Below are 24,972 nucleotides of genomic sequence, written 5' to 3'. Positions count from 1 at the left end.
TGAGTTTGCATTAAAATCCTCGCATTATTCTATGGGTTAATCCTCTTATTTTTAGGCGAGATCTTTATGACAGCATTAAACAACCAAAACCTCCTACAACTTCGTTTTGTAAACCAAGCTCATATCGAGGCGGTAAAGCCATCATTTGCTAATCTCCCAGCTAATCCTTATGCCGATGGTGCGTTTCGTAAACGCCGTTATTCAGTGATTAAAGTCCAAAATGATGAACTAGTATTGCAAGCTGCAAAAGCATTTGTACAAGATGATTCAATTAATACTTTTCAAGGTAATGTAGAGCGCACTTATGAAAATCTAGAGCCGAGCTTATTAGCAAGCAATGGTATGAAAAGCATCGTGAATGAGTTTCGTGCTATTACAGGTATAAGCGAAGAACGTGATATTGAAATTCATCAATTTCGCATGCTTGCAATTGAAAGCAACACACCGCCAGCGCCCGAAGGTATTCATCAAGATGGTTTTGACCATGTGTGTATTTGTGGTGTCTCACATGAGAATTTAGAAGGTGGCGAGCTACTTGTGTATGAAAACAAACAAGCTGAGCCGTGTTTCAAAATGGAAATTAAAGACGGTATGTTTGCGCTTATTAATGACCGTGAAGTGTGGCACAACGCGACTCCAATGAATAAAATTGATGCGAGTAAAGCAGGCTACCTTGATTGTTTTGTGTTGACGGCTTAAGGAATAACGATGAATTTAACTAAACTACGACGTCAATTTCCAGCATTAATGCAGCAAGTAGCAGGAAAGTCGCCCATATTTTTAGATGGCCCTGGTGGCTCGCAAGTCCCGCAATCAGTATTAAGCGCCATGTCGGCTTATTTAGGTTATTACAACTCTAATTTAGGTGGTGCTTTTTTCTCAAGCGATAAAACCGTTGAACTAATGACTAATGCTCGTCAAGCGGCTGCTGATTTACTCAATGCGCCATCGAGCGATCAAATCGTATTTGGCGCAAATATGACGAGTCTAACGTTTAGTTTTAGCCGCGCGATTTCACGGGACTGGCAAGCAAGTGATGAGATCATTGTTACTAATGCAGATCACTTCTCAAATGTATCATCATGGCAGCAAGCAGCAGAAGATAAAGGCGTTAAAGTTAATACCGCCCTTATTAGCGAAGCTGATTGCAGTTTAGATTTAGCGCATTTTGAAAGCTTACTAAACAACAATACTAAGTTAGTTGCTGTGACCTATGCATCAAATACAACCGGCTCTATTAACGATATTAAGCGCATTGTTGAGCTTGCACACGCTGTAGGTGCATTGGTGTATGTAGATGCCGTGCATTATGCGCCGCATGAACTGATTGATGTTCAAGCCTTAGATTGTGATTTTTTAGCCTGTTCAGCTTATAAGTTTTTTGGCCCACACTTAGGTATGGTTTACGGTAAGCGCGAACACTTAGAAGGGTTTACGCCTTATAAAGTAGAGCCAGCAAAAGACGTGATCCCAGGTCGCTGGGAAACGGGCACGCAAAATTTTGAAGCACTCGCAGGTTTGATTGCTGCAGTGGAATACATTGCTGCAATAAGTGAATTAGATGACAGCCACCCACGCCGTGAAAAATTGGCCGTGGCATTTACTAAAACAAAACAGCACGAAATGGCATTAAGTGAGTACTTCCTAACCCGCTTAGTTAATTACCCTAATATTAAGCTGTTTGGAATTGATGATTTAGATCGCTTAGCTGAGCGCACTCCCACTTTTGCTTTAACCTTTGAAGGACTCGCACCACGTGAAGTGTCCGAATTTTTAGGTAAGCAGCATATTTGTGTATGGGATGGTAATTTCTATGCACAAGGCTTATGTAAGCAGCTAGGTGTATTAGATTCCGGTGGTGTTGTGCGCATCGGTTGTATGCATTACAACACCATCGAAGAGCTAGATAAGTTGTTTGATTTGTTTGATCAATTACTTTAGAGCTATAAGTCATAAGCTGTAAGTTTTAAGCTGCCCGAGTCCTGTTTAATTGTTGGCATAATAATTGGCAACACTCAAACTTTTTGGCTTACCGCTTACCGCTTACCGCTTACCGCTTACCGCTTACGGCTTACGATTGTGGTTGCCCATATATTTGCTCGGCGCGGTTAAACAACACCCACGATGTGAGAATATATTTATCATTTGAAATGGGTTTATTCCCTCTATGTGTATGGGTAAAGTAACCAGGAGCAATCACCATGGTACCTTGTTTTGGTGATATTTTACGTTCTTGATAGTAAAACTCAGTTTCACCACCTTCTTGCACGTCATTTAAATAAAACATAAATAACAGTACGCGATGCAAAGCCTCATTATGGCCAGTCTGAGGGTATACTTCACTGTGCCAATATGGGTAGCCACCTTTATTGATTTGATATTTTTGTGCTTGGATATTACCTAAGCGAAAAATTTGCTGCACAAGTAGTGGTAGCTGAGGTTTTCCCACTTCTTCAAAGTTCGCTTGCGTCAAGTCAGTGGGTACGCCAGTTTTTGGATGATACACTTTTAAACCAAATGCACCTATCATCATAAAAATATGTTCTTCAAGGTATTTAAATACGTAACCGGCCGTTGTTTGTTGAATGTGTTTTAGTTGTTCGGTGTATTCAGGGTGGTTACTGAGGTGTAAGTCATGGCTGTCTTTTTTATTTAAATCGATACCGCCCGATGTCATCCCTTGCTTAAGATGCGGGCTTTGTTCAAACTCAGTAATAAAGTTATTGCAAAAATCTTTGCTCAGGGCGTTATCGTAAACGCGAATAAAGTCCGTCATGGGCTGCCTTTATATAATTATTATTGGATTATTATGTTTATTGAAAAAATTATGCCGCGCTTTAGTGAAACAGATGTGCTCGGACACATTAACAATACCGTACTCCCCGTATGGTTTGAAGCCACGCGGGCACCTATTTTTAGATTTTTTACGCCAGATCTCAATCCACATGATTGGAAATTGATCATAGCTAAAGTAGAGGTGAGTTTTTTGGGGGAATTATTTTATGGTCATGAGGTTGAAGTAAAATCAACCGTTGAACATATTGGTTCAAGCTCATTTGTTATTCGTCAAGAGGCATATCAGCAAGGTAAATGCTGTGCAGTAGGGAAAACAGTCATGGTGCGATATGATTTTATAAATAAAAGTTCTACCCCATTATCGCAAAATGAAAAAGCAGCGTTAACGGATCATTTAGTCGATAAGTAATACGCTGAAGTGGTTGCGCTTCAGCGTATTGGTTGGTTGCATCACTGTAAGAAAATATCACTGCCAATAAGGCATTGTTGGGCGGCGGGCAGTGTGGTTAGTACTTCACTACTTGCATTAACAGTCGTTGCGTCCACAGTGGCTGCTTGGCTAGGTAGCACTATGCTCGCCAGCATTAAAGTTGCAAAAATAGTGAGCATAGAAATTGCCTGTTTATCTGTTCTATTCATTATTGTTGACCTGCGATATCTAGCTGAGTAATTGTGTAGCCTTGCTCTGTTAATAGCGATAGTAAGTTATGCTCACCAACCAAGTGCGCTGCTCCTACAAGGACGAGCTCTTGTTGCTCATTACCAAACATGGCTTCTACTTTAGGTAACCAATTGTAATTGCGATCTTTTAAAAGCTTTTTGAATGTATCAGGATCATCTTTGAGTAAAGGTAATACCACTAATTCATTGAGCAACTCAGTATCGCCGCTGCGCCACGCTTTCATCATGCTATTAAATAAAGTGCTGTAATCATTGAGTTGGTCTAAGTTAGATTGAATGAATTTATTCTCGTTGTTTTCACCCATTTCTTTAAATAACCGCAGCTGGAATGCAATATCTTCTAAATACTGCTGTGGTTTATTATCAGCACTAGCCCGTTTTGCAAAATACGCATCGACACCTTCACCAATTAAACTTTGCTTTTGTAGCTCCATTGACATTAAAACAACACTGACCATAAATGGTCTAAAGCTATTAAGCTCATTCAAACTAGTACCAAATTGTGCCAGTTTAGCTTCAAGTTGCTTCTTTACTTGTGGCGTCAGCTTTTCACTGAGCGTTTCATCATTTTTATATGACAATGTTTGTATCATATTCATTTGTGCTTGAGCATCCGTTGGATCAGGCATTTTAGCTTCTAAAATAACGGTATCGCTTTGCTGATAAGCAAATTCAAACTCAGCAGGCAGTGGCATTTGGCTGCTCGGTAAAATATGTAAAGTGCCGCCGATATACACTGTATCTTCACCTTTCTTAACTTGCCAAACAGAAGTTTGGGCGGCGGCACTTAAAGTTAGCAAAGAGCAGCCTATAAGTAGGCTTTTATTTAATAAATTTTTACGAAAATTGAACATCCCTCATTCCTTATTGTTTGGTGATTAAAAACGATATTAATTAAACAAGCTTGCTAATTTTTCTGCAATTGTTTGGTTTATTTTTTGAATTGAACTATCAATCTTTTTGTTGATTGCAGCATCAATTTGATTTAATTGGTTTTCAATTGAAGCGTTAAAGTCACTCGTGAAATCATATTCAACTGTTGTTACTTCCTTTACTTGTACTGAGGCTGTTACAGGAGTAATAGTGTGTGTTTCAATGTCATTCTCTGCTGCGTTTACACTAAATAAAGTTGCTGCAAGCGTACTTGCTAAAACGGTTTTTGTTGCGATTTTAGTAAATGATTTCATGATTTATTCCTTTATTATTTAGTCTGTATTACTACCAATATGTGATGTGGTAAGTAATGTTAAGTTAAAAAATGTTATCGCTAAGCGGTAGCGACGAGTGAATATTAAGGGGTGATAGGGAATAAGTCGCTTATCTAGATATGAGCAATTTAATTATAAGGTTTTAGATTTTAAATTGATTTATAATCAATGGCTTATCGTTAAAGGTTATGATGCAAGATAAGGTTTTATTGTGTGTTTTTATCAAGGTTAGTATCGGTAAAAGGATAATATGAACAAAATGAAAAGTTAATTTTGCATCTGCATGATGTTTTCAATCGACAATTAACTGAAAGTTCTTTTTGATTGAGTTAGAATGCGGGCGAATTATCATATTGCTTTTTAGCTACTAAATACAAATGAGTTACTAACCAGATGTTGTTAATGATCGATAACTACGATTCGTTTACCTATAACCTAGTGCAATACTTTCAGCGTTTAGATCAGGATGTGTTAGTAAAGCGTAATGATGAAATCACCGTAAGCCAAATTGCACAGTTGAACCCTCAACATATAGTGTTATCTCCTGGGCCATGTACACCAGATCAGGCTGGTATCTCATTAGATGTTGTTGACAAATTGAAAGGTGATTTTCCTATATTAGGAATATGTTTAGGCCATCAAACAATTGCACAAGCACTGGGTGCTAAAGTGGTAAAAGCAAAACAAGTGATGCACGGTAAAACTTCTGCTATTTGCCATACAGGAGAAGGCGTGTTTAAAGGATTGGCTAATCCACTAACGGTGTGTCGTTATCATTCGTTAGTTGTCGAAAAAAACAGTGTGCCTGCTGAGCTATCGATCACTGCATGGAGTCAGACCAGCGATGGTCAGTTTGATGAGATTATGGGCTTAGTGCATAAAAGCTTAGCGTTAGAAGGGGTACAGTTCCACCCTGAAGCAATATTAACGGAGCAGGGGCTTGAATTACTTGCCAACTTTATAACTCGGTTCTAGGCTTAAACTGGTTTGATTTTACTTAAAGAAAGATATTAATGAATGACTGATGAAATGCGCGAACACAGAACAGCAAAAGTACTTGAACAGCGAGCTCATGATCTGCTGCTTGGTCACAGTTTTGCGCAACGTCAAATCGGCTATATTCATACTTTAGAAATTGATTATGGCGCGCCAATGAAGCAGCGCACTTTACTTGAAGTTGAAATGGCTGCGCAAAAAAAGCGACAAAAATCCAGTACGGCTCATCATAAGTATCGCGCTCAAGCAAGCCAGCAATTACATCAAGTGATCGAAACCGCCATGAATAAACAATTGGCAGATATAGACACGGTATTGCATGAAACAATAGGTATAGAGGATAACGTTCCTGCAATTTTAGAAGTTTTAGCCGTTAAATCTGCGTCGGTAGGGCGTTTAGAGCCCCTAGTAAATGATTTAAGTTGGTTAGGTCGAGAACTGGTCTCTTTTGTGAATCTGCCTTATTACCGTAAGCAGCGTAATAAGCACACATCAGTAAAAGTTGATAACCCATCTTTGGCGCTGCGTTATATTGGCTTAGATAACTTGCAGTTTGTAGTCCCCACCTTTGCGGTACGCCACTGGATGCCACACAGTACTGAACCTTTCCCATTATTAAAGCGTCGCTTACGTGATAACTCGATGGCCTGCGCTATTGCTGCACAAGAGTTGGCTAAGGTAAATGGTATGAATGAAATGCATGCTTTCACGCTGGGGATGCTATTAGATGTGGGTAAAATTGCTTTAGTTAGGCTTTACTTACGAACTTTTGAACTTGTTTGGCAGCGTAAAGTGTCTATCGCGCGCGAAGAGCAACATAAAGACTTACATACGGCTTTACTGGAACTTAAACCAGATCCGTTGTTTTTAAGCACGCTACTCAGCCAGCATGCATTAAAAGTAACTGCAAAAGTGATTGAGAAAATGTCATTTCGTTATTTGCCTTTTAATACAGTAATGGAGCAACTAACGGCACCGCTTCCTAAAGGCGAATCTTTATTGCCATTAACGGTATTAATGCAGAAGGCTCGCTGCTATTCACAATATATCACTCTGGAAGAGCATCAACTGATCGAAGCTGATGAAAAAACTGTTTGGCTAAAACACCTCAACTTTACGCAATCTGAGCTAAATCTACTCGAAAAAACTAATTTTCAACACTTTCATATTAAAATTGACTAGTTTTATAAAATAATTGTTAATTTTTTTTGCGACTATTCATTCATCATTAAGCTCACCAGTAGCGCTGTATTTTAGTTCAATAGCTCTGCTGGGCATGTTATAGGCTGCAATTTAGAACAAATTTACTGTGATTTTCTTTTTCAAATAGTTATTCACTATCTCTGAAATAATATCTCAAACCCTTTATTTACAAGGGCTGTATGAAAGTATTCTAAGAGACAGATGACTAAAATTCTGAAATAATGCGTGTCTGAAAATTGAACCAGAGAGTATTTTTTGGCAATTTAAGCTATGCTCATCTACGCCAAAGAGAATGGTATTTTATACCATCATTTCGATATTCACACTCTCTGTGTGCTCACAATTAAGAGGATATAAAATGACAGTTAATCGCGATTTATTTGATCAAGTAATGGTTCCTAACTACGCACCTTCAAGCATTATTCCAGTTCGTGGCGATGGCTCACGCGTATGGGATCAGCAAGATCGTGAATATATCGATTTTGCCGGTGGTATCGCTGTTAATTGTCTAGGCCATTGTCATCCTGCATTAGTTAAAGCATTAAAAGAGCAGGGTGAGAAGATCTGGCATTTATCAAATGTTATGACGAATGAGCCAGCACTGCGCTTAGCTAAAAAGTTAGTAGATGCGACATTTGCTGAAAAAGTATATTTTGCCAACTCTGGTGCAGAAGCAAACGAAGCTGCCCTTAAACTTGCGCGTCGTTTAGCACTTGAAAACTTTGGTGCCGAAAAATCACAAATCATCGCATTTAACAAAGGCTTCCATGGCCGTACATTTTTTACCGTAACAGTAGGTGGTCAAGCTGCTTATTCTGACGGTTTTGGTCCAAAACCAGGCGATATCGTACATTGTGATTATAATGATTTAGCGGCATTTGAAGCGCTTATCTCAGATAAAACATGCGCAGTAATGATGGAACCTTTGCAAGGCGAAGGCGGCATTATTTCACCAACGGATGAATTTGCTAAAGGCGTTCGTGAGTTATGTACAAAGCACAATGCGTTGCTTATTTTTGATGAAGTACAAACCGGTGTTGGCCGTACTGGTGATTTATACGCATACCAAGGTTTGGATGTAACACCTGATATTTTAACAACAGCTAAAGCGCTTGGTGGCGGTTTTCCAATCGGCGCGATGATCACAACGACTGAAATTGCTAAGCATCTTAAAGTGGGAACTCATGGTTCTACTTATGGCGGCAACCCATTAGCGTGTGCCGTTGGTGAAGCAGCATTTGATACTGTTAACACATCAGAAGTACTTGCCGGCGTGAAAGCGAAAGAAGCGTTATTCCGTGAATTACTAACGGCAATCAACGATAAATACAACGTATTCTCTGAAATTCGTGGTAAAGGTTTGCTTATTGGTGCTGTTGTTAACGAACAATTTAAAGGTCGCGCTAAAGAATTTTTAGTCGCGGGCACAAGTGAAGGCGTAATGTCGTTAGTTGCGGGTGCTGATGTTGTACGTTTTACCCCATCATTAGTAATTCCTGAAGCGGATATTCGCGAAGGTATGGCACGCTTTGAAAAAGCAGTAGCTAAAGTTGTGAACGGTTAATCTAGCGTTCTCATTATTTAAGGGCAAGTAGCAAGCTTGCCCTGATCTTCTATTTTACCGTTATTTATAAGGGAGCAAGCGGACTCATGATGATTCTTCGCCCAATCCAGCAATGTGATTACCCAGCTTTATTGAAAATTGCCCATGAATCAGGGCATGGTTTTACCTCTTTGCCTAATAACGAAGCGTTATTACAAAAGAAAATTGACCATTCAGTAAGCTCATTTGCAAAAAGTGCATCTCAACCGGGTGACGAAGGTTACTTGTTTGTTCTTGAAGATAGCGAAACAGGTGAAGTGGTCGGAACCTCAGCCATTGAAGCCGCAGTTGGTTTAGATGATGCGTTTTATCATTACCATTTAAGCAAAGCAATTCATTCATCGCGTACGCTTAATGTGTATAAAGCGGTTGATATTTTAACGCTATGTAATGATTACACAGGCGCTACTGAGCTTTGCACTTTATTTTTAAAAGATGGCTACCGTAAAAACAACAACGGCAAGCTACTTTCAAAAGCCCGTTTTATGTTTATTAAACAGCATAGAGAGCGCTTTGCTGAAACCGTGATTGCAGAAATGCGCGGTGTATCAAATGAAAATGGCGACAGCCCTTTTTGGCAATGGTTAGAAGAGCATTTTTTCTCTATGGACTTCCCAACTGCCGATTATCTAACCGGTATAGGCCAAAAAGTATTTATTGCTGAGTTAATGCCAAAATACCCAATTTACGTCAATCTTTTAAGTAAAGATGCACAGGCGGTTATTGGTCAAGTACATGATAATACACGCCCCGCAATTTCATTACTTAAAAGTGAAGGCTTTACCTTTAACGGTTACGTTGACATCTTTGATGCAGGTCCGACCGTTGAAGCAAAAGTAGATAATATAGCGACAGTACGTAACGCCAAAAACTTTACCGTTAAAATTGGTGAAAATAGTGGCGAGACATCGGTAATGCTAGCAAACGAAAAACTCAATGATTTTAGAGCAACCGTAGCAGAGCTAACGTTTGATGCGAAAAACCCAGAGATTATCTTGTCACAAGAAATCGCTGACGCATTGCACCTTCAAGCTGGCGATACTGTCACAGCAACAAGTTTATAATTTAGGAGAAAGTATATGACTCATCCTGCACAATTTATTAATGGTCAATGGTCACAAGGCCAAGGCGAAGCATTTAGTTCAGTAAACCCAGCAAATAACACCGTTATTTGGCAAGCAAATTCAGCAACAGCTGAACAAGTTGATACAGCTGTTAATGCTGCACGCGACGCTTTTTACAGCTGGGCTGATAAGACATTCGCAGAGCGCTTAGCTATTGTAAAAACGTTTGCTGAAACACTTAAAGCACACAGTGAAGAATTAGCTGTCGCAATCGCACAAGAAACGGGTAAACCATTATGGGAAACTCGCACTGAAGCGGGTGCTATGGTTGGTAAAATTGCAATTTCTGAAAAAGCCCTTCTAGAACGCACTGGTGATGTTGAAAACCCAATGCCGCAAGGCCGTGCGATGATCCGTCATAAGCCACATGGCGTTGTTGCTGTATTTGGCCCGTATAATTTTCCAGGTCATTTGCCTAATGGTCACATTGTGCCTGCACTTTTAGCTGGTAATACAGTGGTATTTAAGCCATCAGAGCTAACGCCCGCTGTTGCAGAGCTAACACTTAAGCTTTGGGAAAAAGCAGGTTTACCAGCCGGTGTTATTAACCTTGTTCAAGGTGAAGTAGAAACAGGTAAAGCATTAGCCGCGCACAAAGGCATTGATGGCTTATTCTTTACTGGCTCATCACGCACGGGTCATATTTTACATGAGCAGTTTGCAGGTCAGCCAGGTAAGATCCTAGCATTAGAGATGGGGGGTAATAATCCGCTTATCATTACTGATGTTGCAGATACTAAAGCAGTGATCCACGATATTATTCAATCAGCATTTATTTCAAGTGGTCAACGTTGTACGTGTGCACGTAAACTGTTTTTACCTGCAGGCGAGCAAGGCGATATAATTTTAGCCGGTTTAATTACTGCCACTAAAGCGATTAAAGTCGGTAACTACGATGACGCAGACCAGCCATTTATGGGGTCGATGATTTCATCAGTGGCAGCCGCTGGAATGGTTACAGCACAACAGCAGTTAGTTGAACTTGGTGCAAAGATATTAGTTGAGCTTACTCACACTGCCAACACGGGTTTTGTTACTCCAGGCATTATTGAATGTACTGATGTTGCTAACTTCCCAGATGAAGAGCATTTTGGGCCACTGTTAAAAGTATTCCGCTTTACTGACTTTGATCAAGCAATTGATAAAGCTAACGATACAAGCTTTGGTTTATCAGCAGGCTTACTGAGCGATAACGCTGCAGATTACGACCACTTTTTACGTCGTATTCGCGCGGGTATTGTTAACTGGAACCGCCCAATCACAGGTGCATCAAGTGCCGCACCGTTTGGTGGCATTGGCGCATCAGGTAATCACCGCGCAAGTGCATACTATGCGGCAGATTATTGTGCATACCCAGTTGCCTCCGTTGAGCTTGAAAAAGTAGCCATGCCAGCAACATTAAGCCCAGGTTTAAAAATTGACTAATTACTATTAATAAAAATAGCAATAAAGAATTGAAAAAGCAGCCTTGGCTGCTTTTTTTGTATTGCTTCTTGAGCAAAGGTAGCATTTAAATGCGCTTTCTGCTTAAATCAATAGAGTCGTATTTTATTAGGTGAAGAGAATTATGGTTTTAGATAGGCAAGGGTATGATGACCTCATCATGTATCTTACTCAAAACTTAGCTTTATTTGAGAAGCCTGGCGAGATAAAACCAGGTGCACCAACGATTATGGCGTTGATAGAGGATGACATCGCTGAAAATGTGATGCTGATATGCCAACAAAACAAAGCGCTTTCTACAGAGCAACGCAGCCAAATAGTACGTGAAGTGGATGGGATAGTTTACGACCTCCAAGAAGTGCTAAGTAGTGTTACGAGTAATCAAGTTACTATAGAACAACATGCATTTATTGATGAGTTTGCAGCGTTGGTTAAAAACCTATTCGATAGCGCGGTTGCTGAAAAAATTTAACGACCTCAGATTATCGCTTTTAATTTGCAACTGCCTGTGACTTCCTTACAATCAAGAAAATAACTTCTTTGAGAGTAATAAAATGCAAGCGAATGTAAAATGGGTTGAAGGCGATACGTATCTTGGGCGCTCTAATTCTGGGCATAACGTTGTGTTTGACGCAGGCAGTGATAGCGCAGCACCAAGTCCTATGGAAATGGTGCTCATGTCAGTGGGTTGCTGTTCATCAGTAGATGTGGTCAGCATTTTAAAGAAAGCGAAACAAAACTTCTCAGATGTTCAAGTTAAATTGAGCGCAGAACGTGCTGAATCAGCTCCTCGAGTCTTTACTAAGATTAACTTACACTTTGTAGTAACAGGGGATAATGTCTCTGAGAAGCACCTTGCACGCGCAGTTACATTATCAGCTGAAAAGTATTGTTCAGTTGCATTAATGCTTGATAAAACAGTAGAAATTACCCACAGTCACGAAGTTGTGCAAGAACAGGCAAAATAAGGCTTTTTCCTGCGGTGAAATTCGTATAAAATCCGCGAACTTTCATTCTGCTGTGGCAGATTTCACTAGTTTATAGGTTGGTTTATTATGAACAAACCCTTCGATAAAATTAAACTACATGGCTTTAACAACTTAACCAAAAGTTTAAGCTTTAGTATTTACGATATTTGCTACGCAAAGACCGAGCAACAACGTAAAGAATATATTGAATATATCGACGAGCAGTACAACGCGGATCGACTAACCGATATTTTAGGTGAAGTGGTTGATATCATCGGCGCTAATATTTTAAATATCTCGCGTCAAGATTACGAGCCACAAGGTGCCAGTGTTACTATTTTGGTTTCAGAAGAACCAATTGAGCAGCAGCAGACATTTGACGTTGATGAAGCACCAGGGCCGTTACCTGATACCGTAGTTGCACATTTAGATAAAAGTCATATCTGTGTACATACTTACCCTGAAGCGCATCCTGATGATGGTATTTGTACTTTCCGCGCTGATATCGAAGTATCGACCTGTGGTATTATTTCGCCACTTAAAGCGTTGAACTTCCTGATCCACAGTTTGGATTCAGATGTGGTGACAATCGACTACCGCGTACGTGGTTTTACCCGCGACGTAGATGGCGTGAAGCATTATATTGATCATGCGATTAATTCAATTCAGAATTATATGACGGAAGATACCAAAGAAGCGTACCAAATGATGGACGTAAACGTGTATCAAGAAAACTTGTTCCATACAAAGATGATGCTTAAAGAAACAGATCTAAATACATATTTATTTGGTGTGTCTACTGATGACTTATCTGACGATGAAGAAGAAGAAATTCGTTCTAAGTTAACCCGTGAGATGCAAGAAATTTTCTACGGTCGTAACTTACCATATACAGAATAAGCTAACCCAGTTAGGTTGTTTTAAAGCGGCGTGCAATGTAAATTGCGCGCCGTTTTTGTTTGTGGCGCGTAATATGATACTAATCTACATTTTTTTGAAAGTGTTTTACTACCCAACATCTAGGTTTAGTCGTCGTATGGTTAGCTTGTTGTAATTATAATCAACTGTAATGCCCAATAATGCGGTGTAATATCACGTAATATCTTTTTGTAGTTCATTCCTTTATAACACCCCTAGAACTTAATAATAGTAATAGGTTAGACATGTCTACAGCAGTTCAATACGATTTAATCGTTATTGGAGGCGGCCCCGTTGGGTTATCGACCGCTTTTCATGCATCGCAACGAGGCCTTAAAACACTGGTAATCGAAAAACATGGCTATTTTAATGATTTAGGAAGCTCAGCCGGATACTCTAGGCAGTTTCGTTTGCAGTATGATCAACAGCATATGTCTGAGTTATGTTTAGCATCACAGCAGTATTGGCAGCAAATACAGGCATTGTCAGACGAGCCATTAATTGGCGATGAAGGAAGTTTATGGTTTGGTCAAAAAGGCGTTAAAGATGCGCGAGAAGGCGGTATCGACGAGGCTGAAAAAACCATGGATGCGTTAAATATTCCTTATGAGAGACTGGCAGATGCCACCGCAATACAAAGTAAGGCCTGCTTTGAAGGACTCCCTAAAGAGTATTATGGTTTTTTTCAATCAAATGGCGGCACCATTAATATAAAGCAAACAGAGAGAGCATTTTTTAATGCGGGGTTAAACTCTGGGTGTGTGACTTATCGCGAATGGGAAAATGTGCAAACGATTACCTCATTAGCAGATGATATTGTTGAAGTAACGACCCAGCATAGTGCTGCAGAAGACATCACTACTACATGTTATACATGTAAAAAACTAGCGATTACTACGGGTGCATATATCAACGAAACCGTACGTAGTTTAGGGGTGTCAGTGCCTATTATTATTTGGCAAATGGCATCAGCGTATTTTAAGAAAGTTGACCCTGTAGCAACGACCCCATCTTGGTTTGTATTTCAACAAGCAGAGAATGAATCAGACCCACGAACCGCAACTAATTCTCTTTTGTGTGGTTTTCCTGAACTTGAATGGGCAAACCCAGGCTACATTCGTGTTGCGACTAATTTTCCAGACGATGCAATTATTTATGATCCAAATGATCGACAGTTAGCCCCAAGTAAGCAATCATTAGCGATTGCGTCCTCATGGGTTGAACAGTTTATGCCGGGCTTGGAGCCAACCCCGTATTTTACTACAACATGCTTAATAGCATTGTGTGATTCACCATTGAAAAAAGGGCAAAAAAAAGCAGAGTTTTTTCTTGATTACATGCCGGATTATATACCTAATAATAAAAATATAGTGACGTATACCGCAGGTTGGGCGGGTAAATTTATACCTATTTTAGGTGATATGATTTGCCAGATGCTAGAGAACGATGCGCTGACTGAGTTTAATTTTTCCGTTAGCTACAGTACTTTTAGCATCCCAAAAAATCATTTTGCTATAGCGTGGCAAACAGCTAACATTTGATCGGTTAAATAGGTGTTTGCTGGTGAAAATTTACGTAAAGAGTTTTGAGATCATTAGGTAATACTTGCCAATATGGCGCAGCATTAATAGGTGTTACCTGCCAAAAAAGATTCTCAATGATCCCAACATCAATATATTCGCGTATCTCTTTACCTGCAAATTGGAATTGACTGCTGAGATACTCAAATAGGCCAGTATATACGGCTGCATCGGATTTATTATACATCTCATTATTGACGACACTTGCAACGCATTCGAACCATGTGTAAATAAATTCAGGCTCTAACTCTCCCCATTGTTTAATGTAATGTTGATCTGTTTTAAGGGCTATGTCTGGAAACTTCTCTCTAAACTCATTGTAAAAAGACAGTACAATCATTTTGGTTTTATACTCTTTGTGGGTGGATTTGTATTGTTTAGCACCAATGAAAAAACACAGCCCTGTATAAAACCAGACTGAGCTTGCCACAATTTGCCAGGTATCAGCCCCTTGCTCTGTTATAAACATAGGTATCGCGATTAACCCTCGCACTATACCCACTGTAGCAATGACAAATAAAGCCACTGTCGTAAAAGGCAGTTTAGGTAGTATTTTTAAAGCAGACAAGGCAAATGCCGAACATGTAAACATCAACCCCGCAACAACAATCGCCCCCAATGGCGCAAGAAGTGTTCCTTGCTTTGATGACGCAATTAATTGCTCAGGCGCACGGGCAAAAGCAAACCAACTTGGCCCACCCCAAATGCACAATAAGTGCCATACAGCTGCCGCAAAGGCGATAACCGCAGCACTCATTAATAATCTTGATTCAATGCTACGTGACATATGCATCCTATACTTAAGAACAGGAACGGTAAAAAGTGAAGCCATAATATTTAAATAGGATCGGTAAGTATATATGCTAAATATTTTTTAATTCAAAGAGTCAGTACTTAATTATGGCGTTTGCTTTGACCTTTTAGTTAAGTGATAAGTGTTTTTTCTGGGGTGCGTGTTTAATTGCTAAAGTCCTAATGATAATAGGTTGTTAATTTTGTTTATTTAATGTACCTTTATTTGAGTGTTTGTTTCTAAGAAAATAATCTAATTTTTAAAGTGGCGATTTATTTAGTTTAGTTTTTATATGTTTACAGCATTTAGAGTTTAATAGGGTCTAATTTACATTTTAAACAGCATTTTTTAAATTTGACCCTCGTTAGGCTTTTAACCGTTTATGTAGTTGAGGTTTTAAAAAGGAACGGTTTTATAATCATAAAAAGGATATTCTCAATGAAAAAAATATATTTGGCTTTACTCGGTGCTTCTATGTTTAGTGGTGTGGCAATGGCTGATACAGTATCTTGTTATGTTGATACTCAAGCCTATGATGAATATAGGGAAAATCAGTGTTTTGGTGGTGGACCTTTATCTAGCTATAGACAAGGTGCAATTGTATTTAAGGTCAATGCAAGCAAACCTATACAGAGTGTGACATGGGATATTGCATCGTACGGCGCAACCCCTCGACCTAATAGTTGTAATGGTAATGTTTGTATTGTTGATGTTGGCCGTGGAGAGCATGAAGTCGAAGGCTGTGTAGATAAAATTTACTATAAAGATTACACATGGGCAGATGTTAATTGGTGTGCAACTGCGACTGCAAATTATTGGGCGGGCGGTCATTCTCCTTTAGCTGAATCAGAAGGGCAATAAGCATTCAAGGCTGTATTTTTAATGCAGCCTTGTACTATTTATTCAACTGCAACAAATCCCACTTATTACCGTACAAATCTTCAAATACCACCACAGTACCGTAGGCTTCTTCGCGCGGCTGCTCGTTGAATCTAATGCCATTTTTTTGCATCGTTTTATAATCACGCCAAAAATCATTAGTGTGTAAAAATAAAAACACACGGCCACCCGTTTGGTTACCAATAGCTTCTAATTGCTCTGGTGTACTTGCTTTAGCGAGTAATAGGTTAGTGCCATTGGAGTTGGGTGGTGACACTAATACCCAACGCTTACCATTGCCAAGATCAGTATCTTCAACCAAATAAAAACTCAGTTTTTGTGTGTAAAATGCAATCGCGTCATCATAATTTTTTACAACTAAAGCCATACTACCAATGTGCTGTTTTATATTTGTCATCGCGTTACTTTGAAATAATAAAATGCTTAAAAGTGTTTTAACATATAAGGAGACATAACCCGAGGACAAAAGGCTGGTAAGTTAAATGCCATGTGTGATTCACTTGTAGGTCTGACTTTAGTCAGAATGTTTTCGGGATAAATCCTGACTTACAGAAGGGGGAATTATTTTATTTGCTACTTTATTGTTGCTCTTAAAGCTAAAAACCCAGCCGAAGCTGGGTTTTTATAAGCGAGGTGCTTAGGGACTGATTTACATCATGCCGCCCATGCCACCCATTCCGCCCATGCCACCCATATCAGGTGCGCCAGCTTCATCCTTAGGGATTTCAGCTACCATGGCTTCAGTAGTGATCATAAGACCCGCAATCGAGCCTGCAAATTGTAGTGCAGAGCGCGTTACTTTAGTTGGATCTAAGATACCCATTTCAATCATGTCGTTGTATTCGCCAGTGGCTGCGTTGTAACCAAAGTTACCTTCGCCGCCTTTAACTGCGTTAATAACAACAGACGCTTCGTCACCTGCGTTAGTTACGATTTGACGAAGTGGGGCTTCCATAGCACGAAGTGCTACTTTAATACCGTGCGTTTGATCTTCGTTGTCGCCAACTAAATCAATAAGCTTATTTGCTGCACGTACTAGTGCAACACCGCCACCAGGTACTACACCTTCTTCAACCGCAGCGCGAGTTGCATGTAATGCATCTTCAACGCGGTCTTTTTTCTCTTTCATTTCGATTTCAGTCGCTGCGCCTACTTTGATTACTGCAACACCGCCGGCAAGTTTTGCCATGCGCTCTTGTAGCTTCTCTTTGTCGTAGTCAGACGTTGCTTCTTCGATTTGTGCTTTGATTTGTGCAACACGACCTGTGATGCCATCTTCTTCGCCAGCACCATCGATGATTGTTGTGTCATCTTTAGTGATCACAACGCGTTTAGCAGTACCTAGGTCTTCAACCGTGGCTTTTTCAAGCTCTAAGCCGATTTCTTCAGAGATAACTGTTGCGCCAGTTAATACAGCGATGTCTTGTAGCATTGCTTTACGACGGTCGCCAAAGCCTGGTGCTTTAACTGCTGATACTTTAACGATACCACGCATGTTGTTAACAACTAATGTAGCTAGCGCTTCACCTTCAAGGTCTTCAGCAATGATTAGTAGTGGTTTGCTTGCTTTAGCAACCGCTTCTAATGTAGGAAGTAACTCACGGATGTTAGATACTTTTTTGTCTACAAGTAGAATAAACGGATTGTCTAATTCAACAGCGCCTTTTTCTGCGTTGTTGATGAAGTACGGAGAAAGGTAACCACGGTCAAACTGCATGCCTTCAACAACATCTAGTTCGTTTTCAAGTGATTGGCCTTCTTCAACAGTGATTACACCACTGTTACGACCTACTTTTTCCATTGCTTCTGCAATGATGTCGCCAATTTCTTTATCAGAGTTAGCTGAAATAGTACCTACTTGTGCGATTGCTTTTGCATCAGCACATGGAACTGAAAGTTCTTTAAGCTCAGCAACTGCAGCGATGATTGCTTTATCGATACCGCGCTTAAGATCCATTGGGTTCATGCCCGCAGCAACTGCTTTTAAGCCTTCATTTACAATAGACTGTGCAAGCACTGTAGCTGTAGTTGTACCGTCACCGGCTGCATCGTTTGCTTTTGATGCAACTTCTTTAACCATTTGTGCGCCCATGTTTTCAAACTTGTCTTCAAGTTCGATTTCTTTCGCCACTGATACACCATCTTTAGTGATCACTGGTGAGCCAAATGATTTGTCTAGGATTACGTTACGGCCTTTAGGACCTAATGTTACGCGAACTGCGTTTGCTAAGATGTTTACGCCAGCTAGCATTTTAGCGCGTGCGTCACCTGCAAAAAGTACTTCTTTTGCTGCCATGATTAATTTCCTTTAAATTCTAAATGTATGTTAAACGAAAAGTAGGTTTAGCCTACAATGCCTAAAATATTGTCTTCACGCATGATCAGGTACTCTTGACCTTCGATCTTTTCTGCTTTTTCAACATATGAGCCGAATAACACAGTGTCACCGACTTTAACTTCTAATGCTCTCACATCACCGTTATCTAGAGTACGGCCATTACCAACAGCGACAACTTTACCGCGGGTTGATTTCTCAGCCGCAGAACCAGTTAATACAATACCGCCAGCTGATTTAGTTTCTTCTTCTAGGCGCTCAACGATCACGCGATCATGTAAAGGACGAATGTTCATTTTTTAGTTCTCCTAACAGTTTCTGAACAGGACAGAAAAAAGTTGTGTGTGTACCAATTGGCTGGAACCTTATGGTTTAGCGCAATTGGTTTAGTTGTACTCAGTAATGGGGGTGGTGAGTCAAAATCCAAGTGAAAAAATTAAAAAATTTAATCTTTTCTCTCGTATTCACCATCAATCGTGGTTGGCTCACTCATTTTACGCGGTTCTGGCTCTTGTTGAGTCTGTTGTGTAAATGGTGAAGGACCTTGTTGCATGCCTGCACTCATGCGTACAGTTGCTTGACTGGCAAGGCCTGCAGCTAGTTTATTACGAATGACAGGCGTTAGTAATAAAAAGCCAAATACATCGGTCATAATGCCGGGAGTAAGGAGTAAAACGCCAGCGATAATCACACATAAACCGGTAAATAGTTCTTTAGCAGGCATTTGCCCTTGTGCCATTTGCAGTTGTACGTTTTGTAATGCACCCATACCTTGTGTTTTAACTAATTTGGCACCCACAATGGCAGTTATAACAACCAGCGCGATTGTGGCAAAGCCGCCAATCACATCAGCGACTTGAATTAATAATGCGATTTCAATAATCGGCACGAGAATAAATAACAAGAATAAAAATCTAAACATAAAACTCTCTAAATAATGGTCACTCAAGTGAGTGTATGAAATATAAATATGGGTAGTAAGGTCTTTTTTCAAGAGCAGTGATATTGGGTTATGCGCTTGGCTACACTTTGCCTTAGCTATCAGCTACTATGGGTTGGGCAAAGCAATCAATTAAAGGTTCAATATGACGACTCATTTTCGGCTTGTTTTTACCACTTGCGCTAATGCAAGTGAAGCGCGCGCTATGGCAGAGCAACTTGTTCAGCAGAAATTAGCAGCCTGCGTGAGTATTCTTCCAAATGTAGAGTCAGTTTACATGTGGGAAGGTGAAGTTACACATGCAACTGAGTGTAAGTTATTAATTAAAACTAAGTCAGAAAAAATGAACCAAGTGATCCAAACTATAAAAAAATTGCATAGTTATGAGATCCCTGAGATTCAGGTAGTGGACGTATCAACAGGCAATTTGGCCTACTTTAATTGGATGGATGAGGTACTTAATTAATGCGTTGTTTTATTTTATTGCTTTGTGCGCTCTCGCTGATGCCAGCGCAGGCTACAACTAATAATTTATTAAGTGATTTACTGCAACCCGCAGAGCAAACGTTTTTACCTGTTGATCAAGCATTCTCGTTTGATTTTGATCAGCAAGGCAATACACTTTTTATTGGTTGGGATATTGCTCCTGGTTATTATTTGTATAAAAAGAAGCTCGAAATTATTGGCAAAGGCGCAAACATTCAAGTGCCAGAGCTTGGCAAGGGCGTCGTTATTGAAGATGAATTCTTTGGTAAGACTGAAGTATTTTTTGATTCATTAAGTGTAATCAGCAAACTAAGCAATGTTGCTCAAGATGGTATTGTTAAGGTGCGCTATCAAGGCTGCGCAGAAGCAGGGCTATGCTACCCGCCAGAAATTATCTCTATTCCTTTAAGTGTTATTGCAGGGGAAACAGTTGCGATTAAGAATGCGCCGGATTCGGCAACTGCAGGCAATGCACTTACAGCACTTGGTATTGAATCGCCTCATTCTCCAGAAGATGCTGTAGTTCAAGAGGATGATCCTGAAAAAGAATTAAACTTTACTGAAAAACTCGCATCACAAGGTTTGTTGGCTAATTTAGCGATCTTCTTTTTAGTGGGTATTGGCCTTGCCTTCACACCGTGTGTGTTTCCGATGTTTCCGATTCTATCGAGCTTAATTGCCGGGCAAAAAAATCTCTCAACTAAAAAAGCATTTGCGTTGTCTTTTATATATATCCAAGGGATGGCAGTCACGTATGCAGCATTAGGATTGGTGGTTGCATCTTTAGGCGGTCAAGTACAAGGCTATTTGCAACACCCGACAGTATTAATTAGTTTTAGCTTATTGTTTGTTTTACTCGCTATGTCGATGTTTGGCTGGTACGAAATAAAGCTCCCCAGCGGTATGATGAACAAGCTCACGCAGGTTAGTAACAATCAAAAAGGCGGCAATTATATTGGTGTGTTTTTGATGGGCGTATTATCAGGCTTAATTGCATCACCTTGCACAACAGCACCGTTGTCAGCCGCGTTATTATTTGTGGCACAAAGCGGCGACTACCTGGTGGGTGGTTTGACTTTATATGTTTTAAGCTTAGGCATGGGGATTCCATTATTACTACTTGGAACATCTGGTGGTAAGTTGTTACCTAAAGCGGGTGGATGGATGGAGCAAGTTAAAACCCTGTTTGGTTTTATCATGTTAGTAGTGCCACTAATATTGCTAGAGCGCATTGTGGATGCTGACATTATATTACTAATGGCGGGTTTATTAGCGCTAGCAACAGCTTTGTACTTGCATCATTGGCAGAGTGCTCAAACACAAGGTAAATTAAAAACAGCTCTGTGGTTTGCTGCAACGCTATTAGTTGTAGGTGGTGCGAGCTTAACTAAAAATTATATATGGCCAACAGCCCAAGTTGTTAGTACCACAAATGACGAGCAGCAAGAGCGTGGCTTTAAGTTAGTTGCGAACTTAGCTGAACTTAAACAAGCAATTGGTGATGCTAATAACGAGGGCCGATTAGTGATGGTCGACTTATATGCTGAATGGTGTGTTGCGTGTAAAGAATTCGAAAAATACACCTTTCCAGACGCTAAAGTGCAAGCTGAATTTGCTAACTTCGAGTTACTTAAAATTGATTTAACCGAAAGTGACGACATTACAATTGAAGTAATGGAAGAGTTTACGGTATTTGGTTTACCAAGCATTTTATTTTTTGATATGCAAGGCGAAGAGCTTGGCGCACAGCGTGTGACGGGCTTCTTAAACGCAAATGACTTTGCTGAGCATTTGGCAAAGGTAAGTAATAACGTTAAATAAGTACTTTTTTAACGTTATTTTAAACGCCACTTATTATAAGTGGCGTTTTTATTTTTGTTCCTAGCCTTAGTCATTAGACCAGTATTTTGCTGCTATTTACATCGAACTGACTATAATAGGTGGTTAACGTGAGAAATAGTTGCTATTTTAGTTTTCACCCCTTACATTTTATGGGGATTTCTAATCAAAATGGCTTAACTCATTATTTATAGGATTATCGCGTATTATGGCTGCAAAATTTAAACTTTTAGTTGTAAATGGCCCTAACTTAAATATGCTTGGTAAGCGTGAACCAGAAAAGTACGGTTCACAAACACTTAGCGAGATCATGAGCGAACTAACAGTGGTTGCTGATGGTCTAGATGTTGAGTTAACGCATTATCAAAGTAATAGTGAGCAAGCTTTAATAGAGCACATACACAGTGCGTGGCAAACTATCGATTACATTATTATCAACCCAGCGGCATTTACGCATACAAGCGTGGCTTTACGTGATGCTCTACTGAGTGTTGATATTCCGTTTTATGAAGTGCACATAACTAATGTGCACGCGCGGGAAGCGTTTCGTCATCATTCGTATTTTTCTGATGTGGCGCAAGGCGTAATATGTGGATTAGGCGCAATGGGTTATCGTTCAGCACTTGAGGCTGCGGTACATCGGTTGCAAAACTCGAATTAATTTTAAACTAACAAACTAACAGGCGGGTCGTTCATGGATATTCGCAAGATCAAAAAGCTAATTGAACTAGTAGAAGAATCAGGTATTGCTGAATTAGAAATCACCGAAGGTGAAGAGTCAGTACGTATCAATCGTAATAACATGAGCGCAGGTCCTGCTTACGCTCCACAATATGCACCACAGTATGCACCCGCTCCGGCTCCAGTAGCTGCGGCACCAGTTGCAAGCGCAGAAGCGCCAGCACCAGCAGGTCCAACAGGTCATCAAGTATTATCGCCAATGGTTGGTTCATTCTACTCAGCAGCTTCTCCAGAAGCGCCTTTATATGTTGAAGTTGGTTCGCAAGTTAAAGTAGGTGACACGCTTTGTATCATCGAAGCGATGAAAATGATGAACCAAATTGAATCAGATAAAGCGGGTACCGTTAAAGCTATTTTAGTTGAAAATGGCGAGCCAGTAGAATTTGATCAACCTTTATTCATTATTGAATAATAGCGTAACCTAAAAGGCCAACTCTAATGTTAGATAAAGTAGTCATTGCAAACCGAGGTGAAATTGCACTTCGTATATTGCGCGCCTGCAAAGAGCTTGGGATCAAAACGGTTGCTGTTCATTCAACGGCAGATCGCGATCTTAAGCACGTATTGCTTGCAGATGAAACAATTTGTATTGGTAGACCTGCTGCTACTGAAAGTTACTTAGATATTCCGCGCATTATTGCTGCGGCAGAAGTAACAGATGCAGTCGCTATTCACCCAGGTTATGGTTTCCTTGCAGAAAACGCTGATTTTGCTGATCAAGTTGAACAAAGTGGTTTTGTATTTATTGGCCCAACAGGCGATACAATTCGTTTAATGGGCGATAAAGTATCAGCAATCAACGCAATGCGTAAAGCGGGTGTACCGTGTGTTCCTGGTTCTGATGGCCCGGTATCGGATGATAAAGACCGTAATATGCAAATAGCTAAGCGCATTGGTTACCCGGTAATCATCAAAGCTGCTGGTGGCGGTGGTGGTCGTGGTATGCGTGTTGTTCGTAGCGAAGCAGAGTTAATTGACTCAATTGCTTTAACGCAGCAAGAAGCTAAGCAGTTTTTTGGTAATAGTATGGTTTACATGGAGAAATTCCTTGAAAACCCACGTCATATCGAAATTCAAGTTTTAGCTGACGGCCAAGGCAATGCAGTTCACCTAGGTGAACGTGATTGTTCTATGCAACGTCGTCATCAAAAAGTAGTTGAAGAAGCGCCAGCACCAGGTATTACTGCTGAAGTGCGTAAGTTTATCGGTGAGCGTTGTACACGTGCATGTATCGAAATCGGTTATCGTGGTGCGGGTACATTTGAGTTCTTATACGAAAATGGTGAGTTCTACTTCATTGAAATGAACACCCGTATTCAGGTTGAGCACCCAGTAACAGAAATGGTTACTGGCGTTGATTTAATCAAAGAACAATTAAAAATTGCTGCTGGTCAACCGTTATCATTCACGCAAGATGACGTGGTTATTCGTGGTCATGCTATTGAATGTCGTATTAACGCAGAAGACCCTGAAACGTTTATCCCATCACCGGGTAAGATCACGCGTTTCCATCCAGCGGGTGGTTTAGGTATTCGTTGGGACAGCCATATTTATGCTGACTACACAGTACCACCACACTATGATTCAATGATTGGCAAATTGATCACTTACGGTGAAAACCGTGATGTAGCCATTGCCCGTGCACGTAACGCATTGAATGAGCTTGTGATTGACGGTATCAAAACCAATACACCACTGCATAAACGCATTTTAGCCGATGAAAATTTCCAAAATGGTGGTACTAACATCCATTATCTTGAGAAAAAATTAGGTTTGTAATAACGTTTACAGTCGTTATTTAAAAAGTCGGCAACTTTGCCGACTTTTTTGTGTCTGATGATCGCTGATTCGCCTTAAGAAAATAATCTGGTATGATTAATTAAGTAATGATTTATTTGTTTTTCATGGGGTACGGATGACGCACAGTGTTGGTTTTCAACTCGCTGATGAAGCTGCAACGGTAAAAATGGGCAATAAGCTTGCCGAGTTTATAGACCAAGGCGCAGTAATTTATTTACACGGTGATTTAGGAGCGGGTAAAACGACTTTAACGCGTGGTGTGGTGCAAGGTTTTGGCCATCAGGGTAAGGTTAAAAGCCCAACTTACACTTTAGTTGAACCGTATGAACTGGCTGAAGCAAATGTGTATCACTTTGATTTATATCGCCTTGGCGATCCTGAAGAGTTAGAGTATATGGGAATTCGCGACTATTTTTCGCCTACAGCTATTTGTGTGGTGGAATGGCCTGAAAAAGGCGGGGAGTTTATTCCGACTCCTGATTTAGATATTACTTTGCGATATGTAGGCGATGCGCGAGAAATTGAGATTCAAAGCATTAGTACCCGTGGTGCTAATATTATAGATAAGCTCAAAAACCAGATCGAGTAGTTACATTCTTAAACAATAATAAAGGTGTA

General features: G+C 40.2%; 28 protein-coding genes. 19 read left to right on the top strand and 9 right to left on the bottom strand.

From position 1 onward, the window contains the following. Positions 1-66 precede the first annotated feature (66 nt). A complete protein-coding gene (locus ADS77_RS03015; protein WP_082355588.1) occupies positions 67-699 on the top strand; it encodes a 2OG-Fe dioxygenase family protein in 633 nt (210 codons plus the stop codon). A gap of 9 nt (positions 700-708) precedes the next feature. Beyond that, positions 709-1,941 (top strand): cysteine desulfurase-like protein, encoded by a 1,233-nt coding sequence (locus ADS77_RS03010; protein WP_054452887.1) that lies wholly within the window; start codon positions 709-711, stop codon positions 1,939-1,941. Positions 1,942-2,071: 130 nt separating this feature from the next. On the opposite strand, the gene ADS77_RS03005 is transcribed toward ADS77_RS03010, so the two are convergent. Continuing rightward, positions 2,072-2,776, bottom strand: coding sequence for a 2OG-Fe(II) oxygenase (locus tag ADS77_RS03005; RefSeq protein ID WP_054452885.1), 705 nt, complete (start codon positions 2,774-2,776; stop codon positions 2,072-2,074). Positions 2,777-2,809: 33 nt separating this feature from the next. Between ADS77_RS03005 and ADS77_RS03000 the strand changes: the two genes are divergently transcribed. Then, the gene (locus ADS77_RS03000; RefSeq protein ID WP_054204549.1) at positions 2,810-3,205 is read left to right on the top strand and encodes an acyl-CoA thioesterase; all 396 of its coding nucleotides are present in this window, start codon (positions 2,810-2,812) and stop codon (positions 3,203-3,205) included. A 41-nt stretch (positions 3,206-3,246) separates the two neighbouring features. On the opposite strand, the gene ADS77_RS02995 is transcribed toward ADS77_RS03000, so the two are convergent. From ADS77_RS02995 to ADS77_RS02985, 3 genes are read right to left on the bottom strand one after another with little or no spacing between them, the layout of a single operon-like run. Then, entirely contained in the window at positions 3,247-3,435 is a 189-nt protein-coding gene (locus ADS77_RS02995) for a hypothetical protein (RefSeq protein ID WP_054452883.1), read from the bottom strand. Continuing rightward, the gene (locus ADS77_RS02990; protein ID WP_054452881.1) at positions 3,435-4,331 is read right to left on the bottom strand and encodes a TraB/GumN family protein; all 897 of its coding nucleotides are present in this window, start codon (positions 4,329-4,331) and stop codon (positions 3,435-3,437) included. The genes ADS77_RS02995 and ADS77_RS02990 overlap by 1 nt, the downstream gene beginning before the upstream one ends. 36 nt (positions 4,332-4,367) lie before the next feature. Beyond that, positions 4,368-4,664, bottom strand: coding sequence for a hypothetical protein (locus ADS77_RS02985; RefSeq protein ID WP_054452879.1), 297 nt, complete (start codon positions 4,662-4,664; stop codon positions 4,368-4,370). A gap of 414 nt (positions 4,665-5,078) precedes the next feature. Between ADS77_RS02985 and ADS77_RS02980 the strand changes: the two genes are divergently transcribed. The 9 genes from ADS77_RS02980 (at position 5,079) to ADS77_RS02940 (ending at position 14,481) form a co-directional block, all read left to right on the top strand. After that, entirely contained in the window at positions 5,079-5,660 is a 582-nt protein-coding gene (locus ADS77_RS02980; protein WP_054204545.1) for an anthranilate synthase component II, read from the top strand. A gap of 42 nt (positions 5,661-5,702) precedes the next feature. Then, a complete protein-coding gene (locus tag ADS77_RS02975) occupies positions 5,703-6,863 on the top strand; it encodes an HDOD domain-containing protein (RefSeq protein WP_054204544.1) in 1,161 nt (386 codons plus the stop codon). Between the two features lie 379 nt (positions 6,864-7,242). Beyond that, positions 7,243-8,448 carry an aspartate aminotransferase family protein gene (locus ADS77_RS02970; RefSeq protein ID WP_054452877.1) on the top strand — a complete coding sequence of 402 codons (1,206 nt, stop codon included), beginning with the start codon at positions 7,243-7,245 and terminating at the stop codon, positions 8,446-8,448. A gap of 86 nt (positions 8,449-8,534) precedes the next feature. Next, positions 8,535-9,551, top strand: a complete 1,017-nt coding sequence (astA, locus tag ADS77_RS02965) for an arginine N-succinyltransferase (RefSeq protein ID WP_054204542.1) — start codon at positions 8,535-8,537, stop codon at positions 9,549-9,551. A 15-nt stretch (positions 9,552-9,566) separates the two neighbouring features. After that, the gene (gene astD / locus ADS77_RS02960) at positions 9,567-11,036 is read left to right on the top strand and encodes a succinylglutamate-semialdehyde dehydrogenase (protein ID WP_054452875.1); all 1,470 of its coding nucleotides are present in this window, start codon (positions 9,567-9,569) and stop codon (positions 11,034-11,036) included. A gap of 142 nt (positions 11,037-11,178) precedes the next feature. Beyond that, complete coding sequence (locus tag ADS77_RS02955; RefSeq protein ID WP_054204540.1) at positions 11,179-11,526, top strand: DUF3802 family protein; 348 nt, start codon at positions 11,179-11,181, stop codon at positions 11,524-11,526. An 82-nt stretch (positions 11,527-11,608) separates the two neighbouring features. Beyond that, positions 11,609-12,022: an OsmC family protein gene (locus tag ADS77_RS02950; protein ID WP_054204539.1), complete on the top strand. Its 414-nt coding sequence runs from the start codon at positions 11,609-11,611 to the stop codon at positions 12,020-12,022. Positions 12,023-12,109: 87 nt separating this feature from the next. Then, positions 12,110-12,922, top strand: coding sequence for an adenosylmethionine decarboxylase (speD, locus tag ADS77_RS02945; RefSeq protein WP_054204538.1), 813 nt, complete (start codon positions 12,110-12,112; stop codon positions 12,920-12,922). Between the two features lie 263 nt (positions 12,923-13,185). Then, entirely contained in the window at positions 13,186-14,481 is a 1,296-nt protein-coding gene (locus ADS77_RS02940; protein WP_054452873.1) for an FAD-dependent oxidoreductase, read from the top strand. A gap of 4 nt (positions 14,482-14,485) precedes the next feature. Here the strand turns inward: ADS77_RS02940 and ADS77_RS22600 are convergent, their stop codons facing one another. Further along, positions 14,486-15,307, bottom strand: a complete 822-nt coding sequence (locus ADS77_RS22600) for a hypothetical protein (RefSeq protein ID WP_064435719.1) — start codon at positions 15,305-15,307, stop codon at positions 14,486-14,488. A 444-nt stretch (positions 15,308-15,751) separates the two neighbouring features. On the opposite strand from ADS77_RS22600, the gene ADS77_RS02930 reads away from it, so the two are divergent. Then, positions 15,752-16,174 (top strand): hypothetical protein, encoded by a 423-nt coding sequence (locus tag ADS77_RS02930; RefSeq protein ID WP_054452871.1) that lies wholly within the window; start codon positions 15,752-15,754, stop codon positions 16,172-16,174. 34 nt (positions 16,175-16,208) lie between these two features. Here the strand turns inward: ADS77_RS02930 and ADS77_RS02925 are convergent, their stop codons facing one another. The 4 genes from ADS77_RS02925 to ADS77_RS02910 all read right to left on the bottom strand — a co-directional run bounded on the left by ADS77_RS02925 (position 16,209) and on the right by ADS77_RS02910 (position 19,470). Beyond that, entirely contained in the window at positions 16,209-16,610 is a 402-nt protein-coding gene (locus ADS77_RS02925) for a VOC family protein (protein ID WP_054204535.1), read from the bottom strand. 252 nt (positions 16,611-16,862) lie between these two features. Further along, positions 16,863-18,509: a chaperonin GroEL gene (gene groL / locus ADS77_RS02920; protein ID WP_054204534.1), complete on the bottom strand. Its 1,647-nt coding sequence runs from the start codon at positions 18,507-18,509 to the stop codon at positions 16,863-16,865. A 47-nt stretch (positions 18,510-18,556) separates the two neighbouring features. Further along, positions 18,557-18,844, bottom strand: coding sequence for a co-chaperone GroES (locus ADS77_RS02915; RefSeq protein WP_054204533.1), 288 nt, complete (start codon positions 18,842-18,844; stop codon positions 18,557-18,559). A 149-nt stretch (positions 18,845-18,993) separates the two neighbouring features. Further along, a complete protein-coding gene (locus ADS77_RS02910) occupies positions 18,994-19,470 on the bottom strand; it encodes an FxsA family protein (protein WP_054204532.1) in 477 nt (158 codons plus the stop codon). 163 nt (positions 19,471-19,633) lie between these two features. Here ADS77_RS02910 and cutA point away from each other — a divergent pair, with 163 nt between their 5' ends. From cutA to tsaE, 6 genes are all read left to right on the top strand, one after another. Beyond that, positions 19,634-19,954 carry a divalent-cation tolerance protein CutA gene (gene cutA, locus ADS77_RS02905; protein ID WP_054204531.1) on the top strand — a complete coding sequence of 107 codons (321 nt, stop codon included), beginning with the start codon at positions 19,634-19,636 and terminating at the stop codon, positions 19,952-19,954. Next, positions 19,954-21,795: a protein-disulfide reductase DsbD gene (locus ADS77_RS02900; protein WP_054204530.1), complete on the top strand. Its 1,842-nt coding sequence runs from the start codon at positions 19,954-19,956 to the stop codon at positions 21,793-21,795. Before cutA ends, ADS77_RS02900 begins: the two co-directional genes overlap by 1 nt. 226 nt (positions 21,796-22,021) lie before the next feature. Further along, positions 22,022-22,474: a type II 3-dehydroquinate dehydratase gene (gene aroQ, locus ADS77_RS02895; protein ID WP_054452868.1), complete on the top strand. Its 453-nt coding sequence runs from the start codon at positions 22,022-22,024 to the stop codon at positions 22,472-22,474. A gap of 33 nt (positions 22,475-22,507) precedes the next feature. Continuing rightward, positions 22,508-22,966 (top strand): acetyl-CoA carboxylase biotin carboxyl carrier protein, encoded by a 459-nt coding sequence (gene accB, locus ADS77_RS02890; RefSeq protein WP_054204528.1) that lies wholly within the window; start codon positions 22,508-22,510, stop codon positions 22,964-22,966. A 26-nt stretch (positions 22,967-22,992) separates the two neighbouring features. Beyond that, complete coding sequence (gene accC, locus ADS77_RS02885) at positions 22,993-24,333, top strand: acetyl-CoA carboxylase biotin carboxylase subunit (RefSeq protein WP_054204527.1); 1,341 nt, start codon at positions 22,993-22,995, stop codon at positions 24,331-24,333. Positions 24,334-24,469: 136 nt separating this feature from the next. Beyond that, complete coding sequence (tsaE, locus tag ADS77_RS02880; RefSeq protein WP_054204526.1) at positions 24,470-24,943, top strand: tRNA (adenosine(37)-N6)-threonylcarbamoyltransferase complex ATPase subunit type 1 TsaE; 474 nt, start codon at positions 24,470-24,472, stop codon at positions 24,941-24,943. Positions 24,944-24,972: the final 29 nt, after the last annotated feature.

The organism is Pseudoalteromonas porphyrae (genome assembly GCF_001298125.1).
Classification (GTDB): Bacteria; Pseudomonadota; Gammaproteobacteria; order Enterobacterales; family Alteromonadaceae; genus Pseudoalteromonas; species Pseudoalteromonas neustonica.
This window is presented reverse-complemented; position numbering and strand designations above follow the sequence as displayed.

Bases quoted from the DNA above. Each gene is read 5' to 3' on its own strand.
- ADS77_RS02915 (WP_054204533.1), bottom strand. From the start codon at position 18,844: ATGAACATTCGTCCTTTACATGATCGCGTGATCGTTGAGCGCCTAGAA.
- ADS77_RS02910 (WP_054204532.1), bottom strand. From the start codon at position 19,470: ATGTTTAGATTTTTATTCTTGTTATTTATTCTCGTGCCGATTATTGAA.
- ADS77_RS03015 (WP_082355588.1), top strand. From the start codon at position 67: ATGACAGCATTAAACAACCAAAACCTCCTACAACTTCGTTTTGTAAAC.
- speD (WP_054204538.1), top strand. From the start codon at position 12,110: ATGAACAAACCCTTCGATAAAATTAAACTACATGGCTTTAACAACTTA.
- astA (WP_054204542.1), top strand. From the start codon at position 8,535: ATGATGATTCTTCGCCCAATCCAGCAATGTGATTACCCAGCTTTATTG.
- ADS77_RS22600 (WP_064435719.1), bottom strand. From the start codon at position 15,307: ATGTCACGTAGCATTGAATCAAGATTATTAATGAGTGCTGCGGTTATC.
- ADS77_RS02930 (WP_054452871.1), top strand. From the start codon at position 15,752: ATGAAAAAAATATATTTGGCTTTACTCGGTGCTTCTATGTTTAGTGGT.
- groL (WP_054204534.1), bottom strand. From the start codon at position 18,509: ATGGCAGCAAAAGAAGTACTTTTTGCAGGTGACGCACGCGCTAAAATG.
- ADS77_RS02950 (WP_054204539.1), top strand. From the start codon at position 11,609: ATGCAAGCGAATGTAAAATGGGTTGAAGGCGATACGTATCTTGGGCGC.
- ADS77_RS02925 (WP_054204535.1), bottom strand. From the start codon at position 16,610: ATGACAAATATAAAACAGCACATTGGTAGTATGGCTTTAGTTGTAAAA.
- ADS77_RS03010 (WP_054452887.1), top strand. From the start codon at position 709: ATGAATTTAACTAAACTACGACGTCAATTTCCAGCATTAATGCAGCAA.
- accC (WP_054204527.1), top strand. From the start codon at position 22,993: ATGTTAGATAAAGTAGTCATTGCAAACCGAGGTGAAATTGCACTTCGT.
- ADS77_RS02990 (WP_054452881.1), bottom strand. From the start codon at position 4,331: ATGTTCAATTTTCGTAAAAATTTATTAAATAAAAGCCTACTTATAGGC.
- ADS77_RS02985 (WP_054452879.1), bottom strand. From the start codon at position 4,664: ATGAAATCATTTACTAAAATCGCAACAAAAACCGTTTTAGCAAGTACG.
- accB (WP_054204528.1), top strand. From the start codon at position 22,508: ATGGATATTCGCAAGATCAAAAAGCTAATTGAACTAGTAGAAGAATCA.
- ADS77_RS02995 (WP_054452883.1), bottom strand. From the start codon at position 3,435: ATGAATAGAACAGATAAACAGGCAATTTCTATGCTCACTATTTTTGCA.
- ADS77_RS02980 (WP_054204545.1), top strand. From the start codon at position 5,079: ATGTTGTTAATGATCGATAACTACGATTCGTTTACCTATAACCTAGTG.
- ADS77_RS02955 (WP_054204540.1), top strand. From the start codon at position 11,179: ATGGTTTTAGATAGGCAAGGGTATGATGACCTCATCATGTATCTTACT.
- cutA (WP_054204531.1), top strand. From the start codon at position 19,634: ATGACGACTCATTTTCGGCTTGTTTTTACCACTTGCGCTAATGCAAGT.
- ADS77_RS03005 (WP_054452885.1), bottom strand. From the start codon at position 2,776: ATGACGGACTTTATTCGCGTTTACGATAACGCCCTGAGCAAAGATTTT.
- ADS77_RS02975 (WP_054204544.1), top strand. From the start codon at position 5,703: ATGACTGATGAAATGCGCGAACACAGAACAGCAAAAGTACTTGAACAG.
- tsaE (WP_054204526.1), top strand. From the start codon at position 24,470: ATGACGCACAGTGTTGGTTTTCAACTCGCTGATGAAGCTGCAACGGTA.
- ADS77_RS02940 (WP_054452873.1), top strand. From the start codon at position 13,186: ATGTCTACAGCAGTTCAATACGATTTAATCGTTATTGGAGGCGGCCCC.
- aroQ (WP_054452868.1), top strand. From the start codon at position 22,022: ATGGCTGCAAAATTTAAACTTTTAGTTGTAAATGGCCCTAACTTAAAT.
- astD (WP_054452875.1), top strand. From the start codon at position 9,567: ATGACTCATCCTGCACAATTTATTAATGGTCAATGGTCACAAGGCCAA.
- ADS77_RS03000 (WP_054204549.1), top strand. From the start codon at position 2,810: ATGTTTATTGAAAAAATTATGCCGCGCTTTAGTGAAACAGATGTGCTC.
- ADS77_RS02900 (WP_054204530.1), top strand. From the start codon at position 19,954: ATGCGTTGTTTTATTTTATTGCTTTGTGCGCTCTCGCTGATGCCAGCG.
- ADS77_RS02970 (WP_054452877.1), top strand. From the start codon at position 7,243: ATGACAGTTAATCGCGATTTATTTGATCAAGTAATGGTTCCTAACTAC.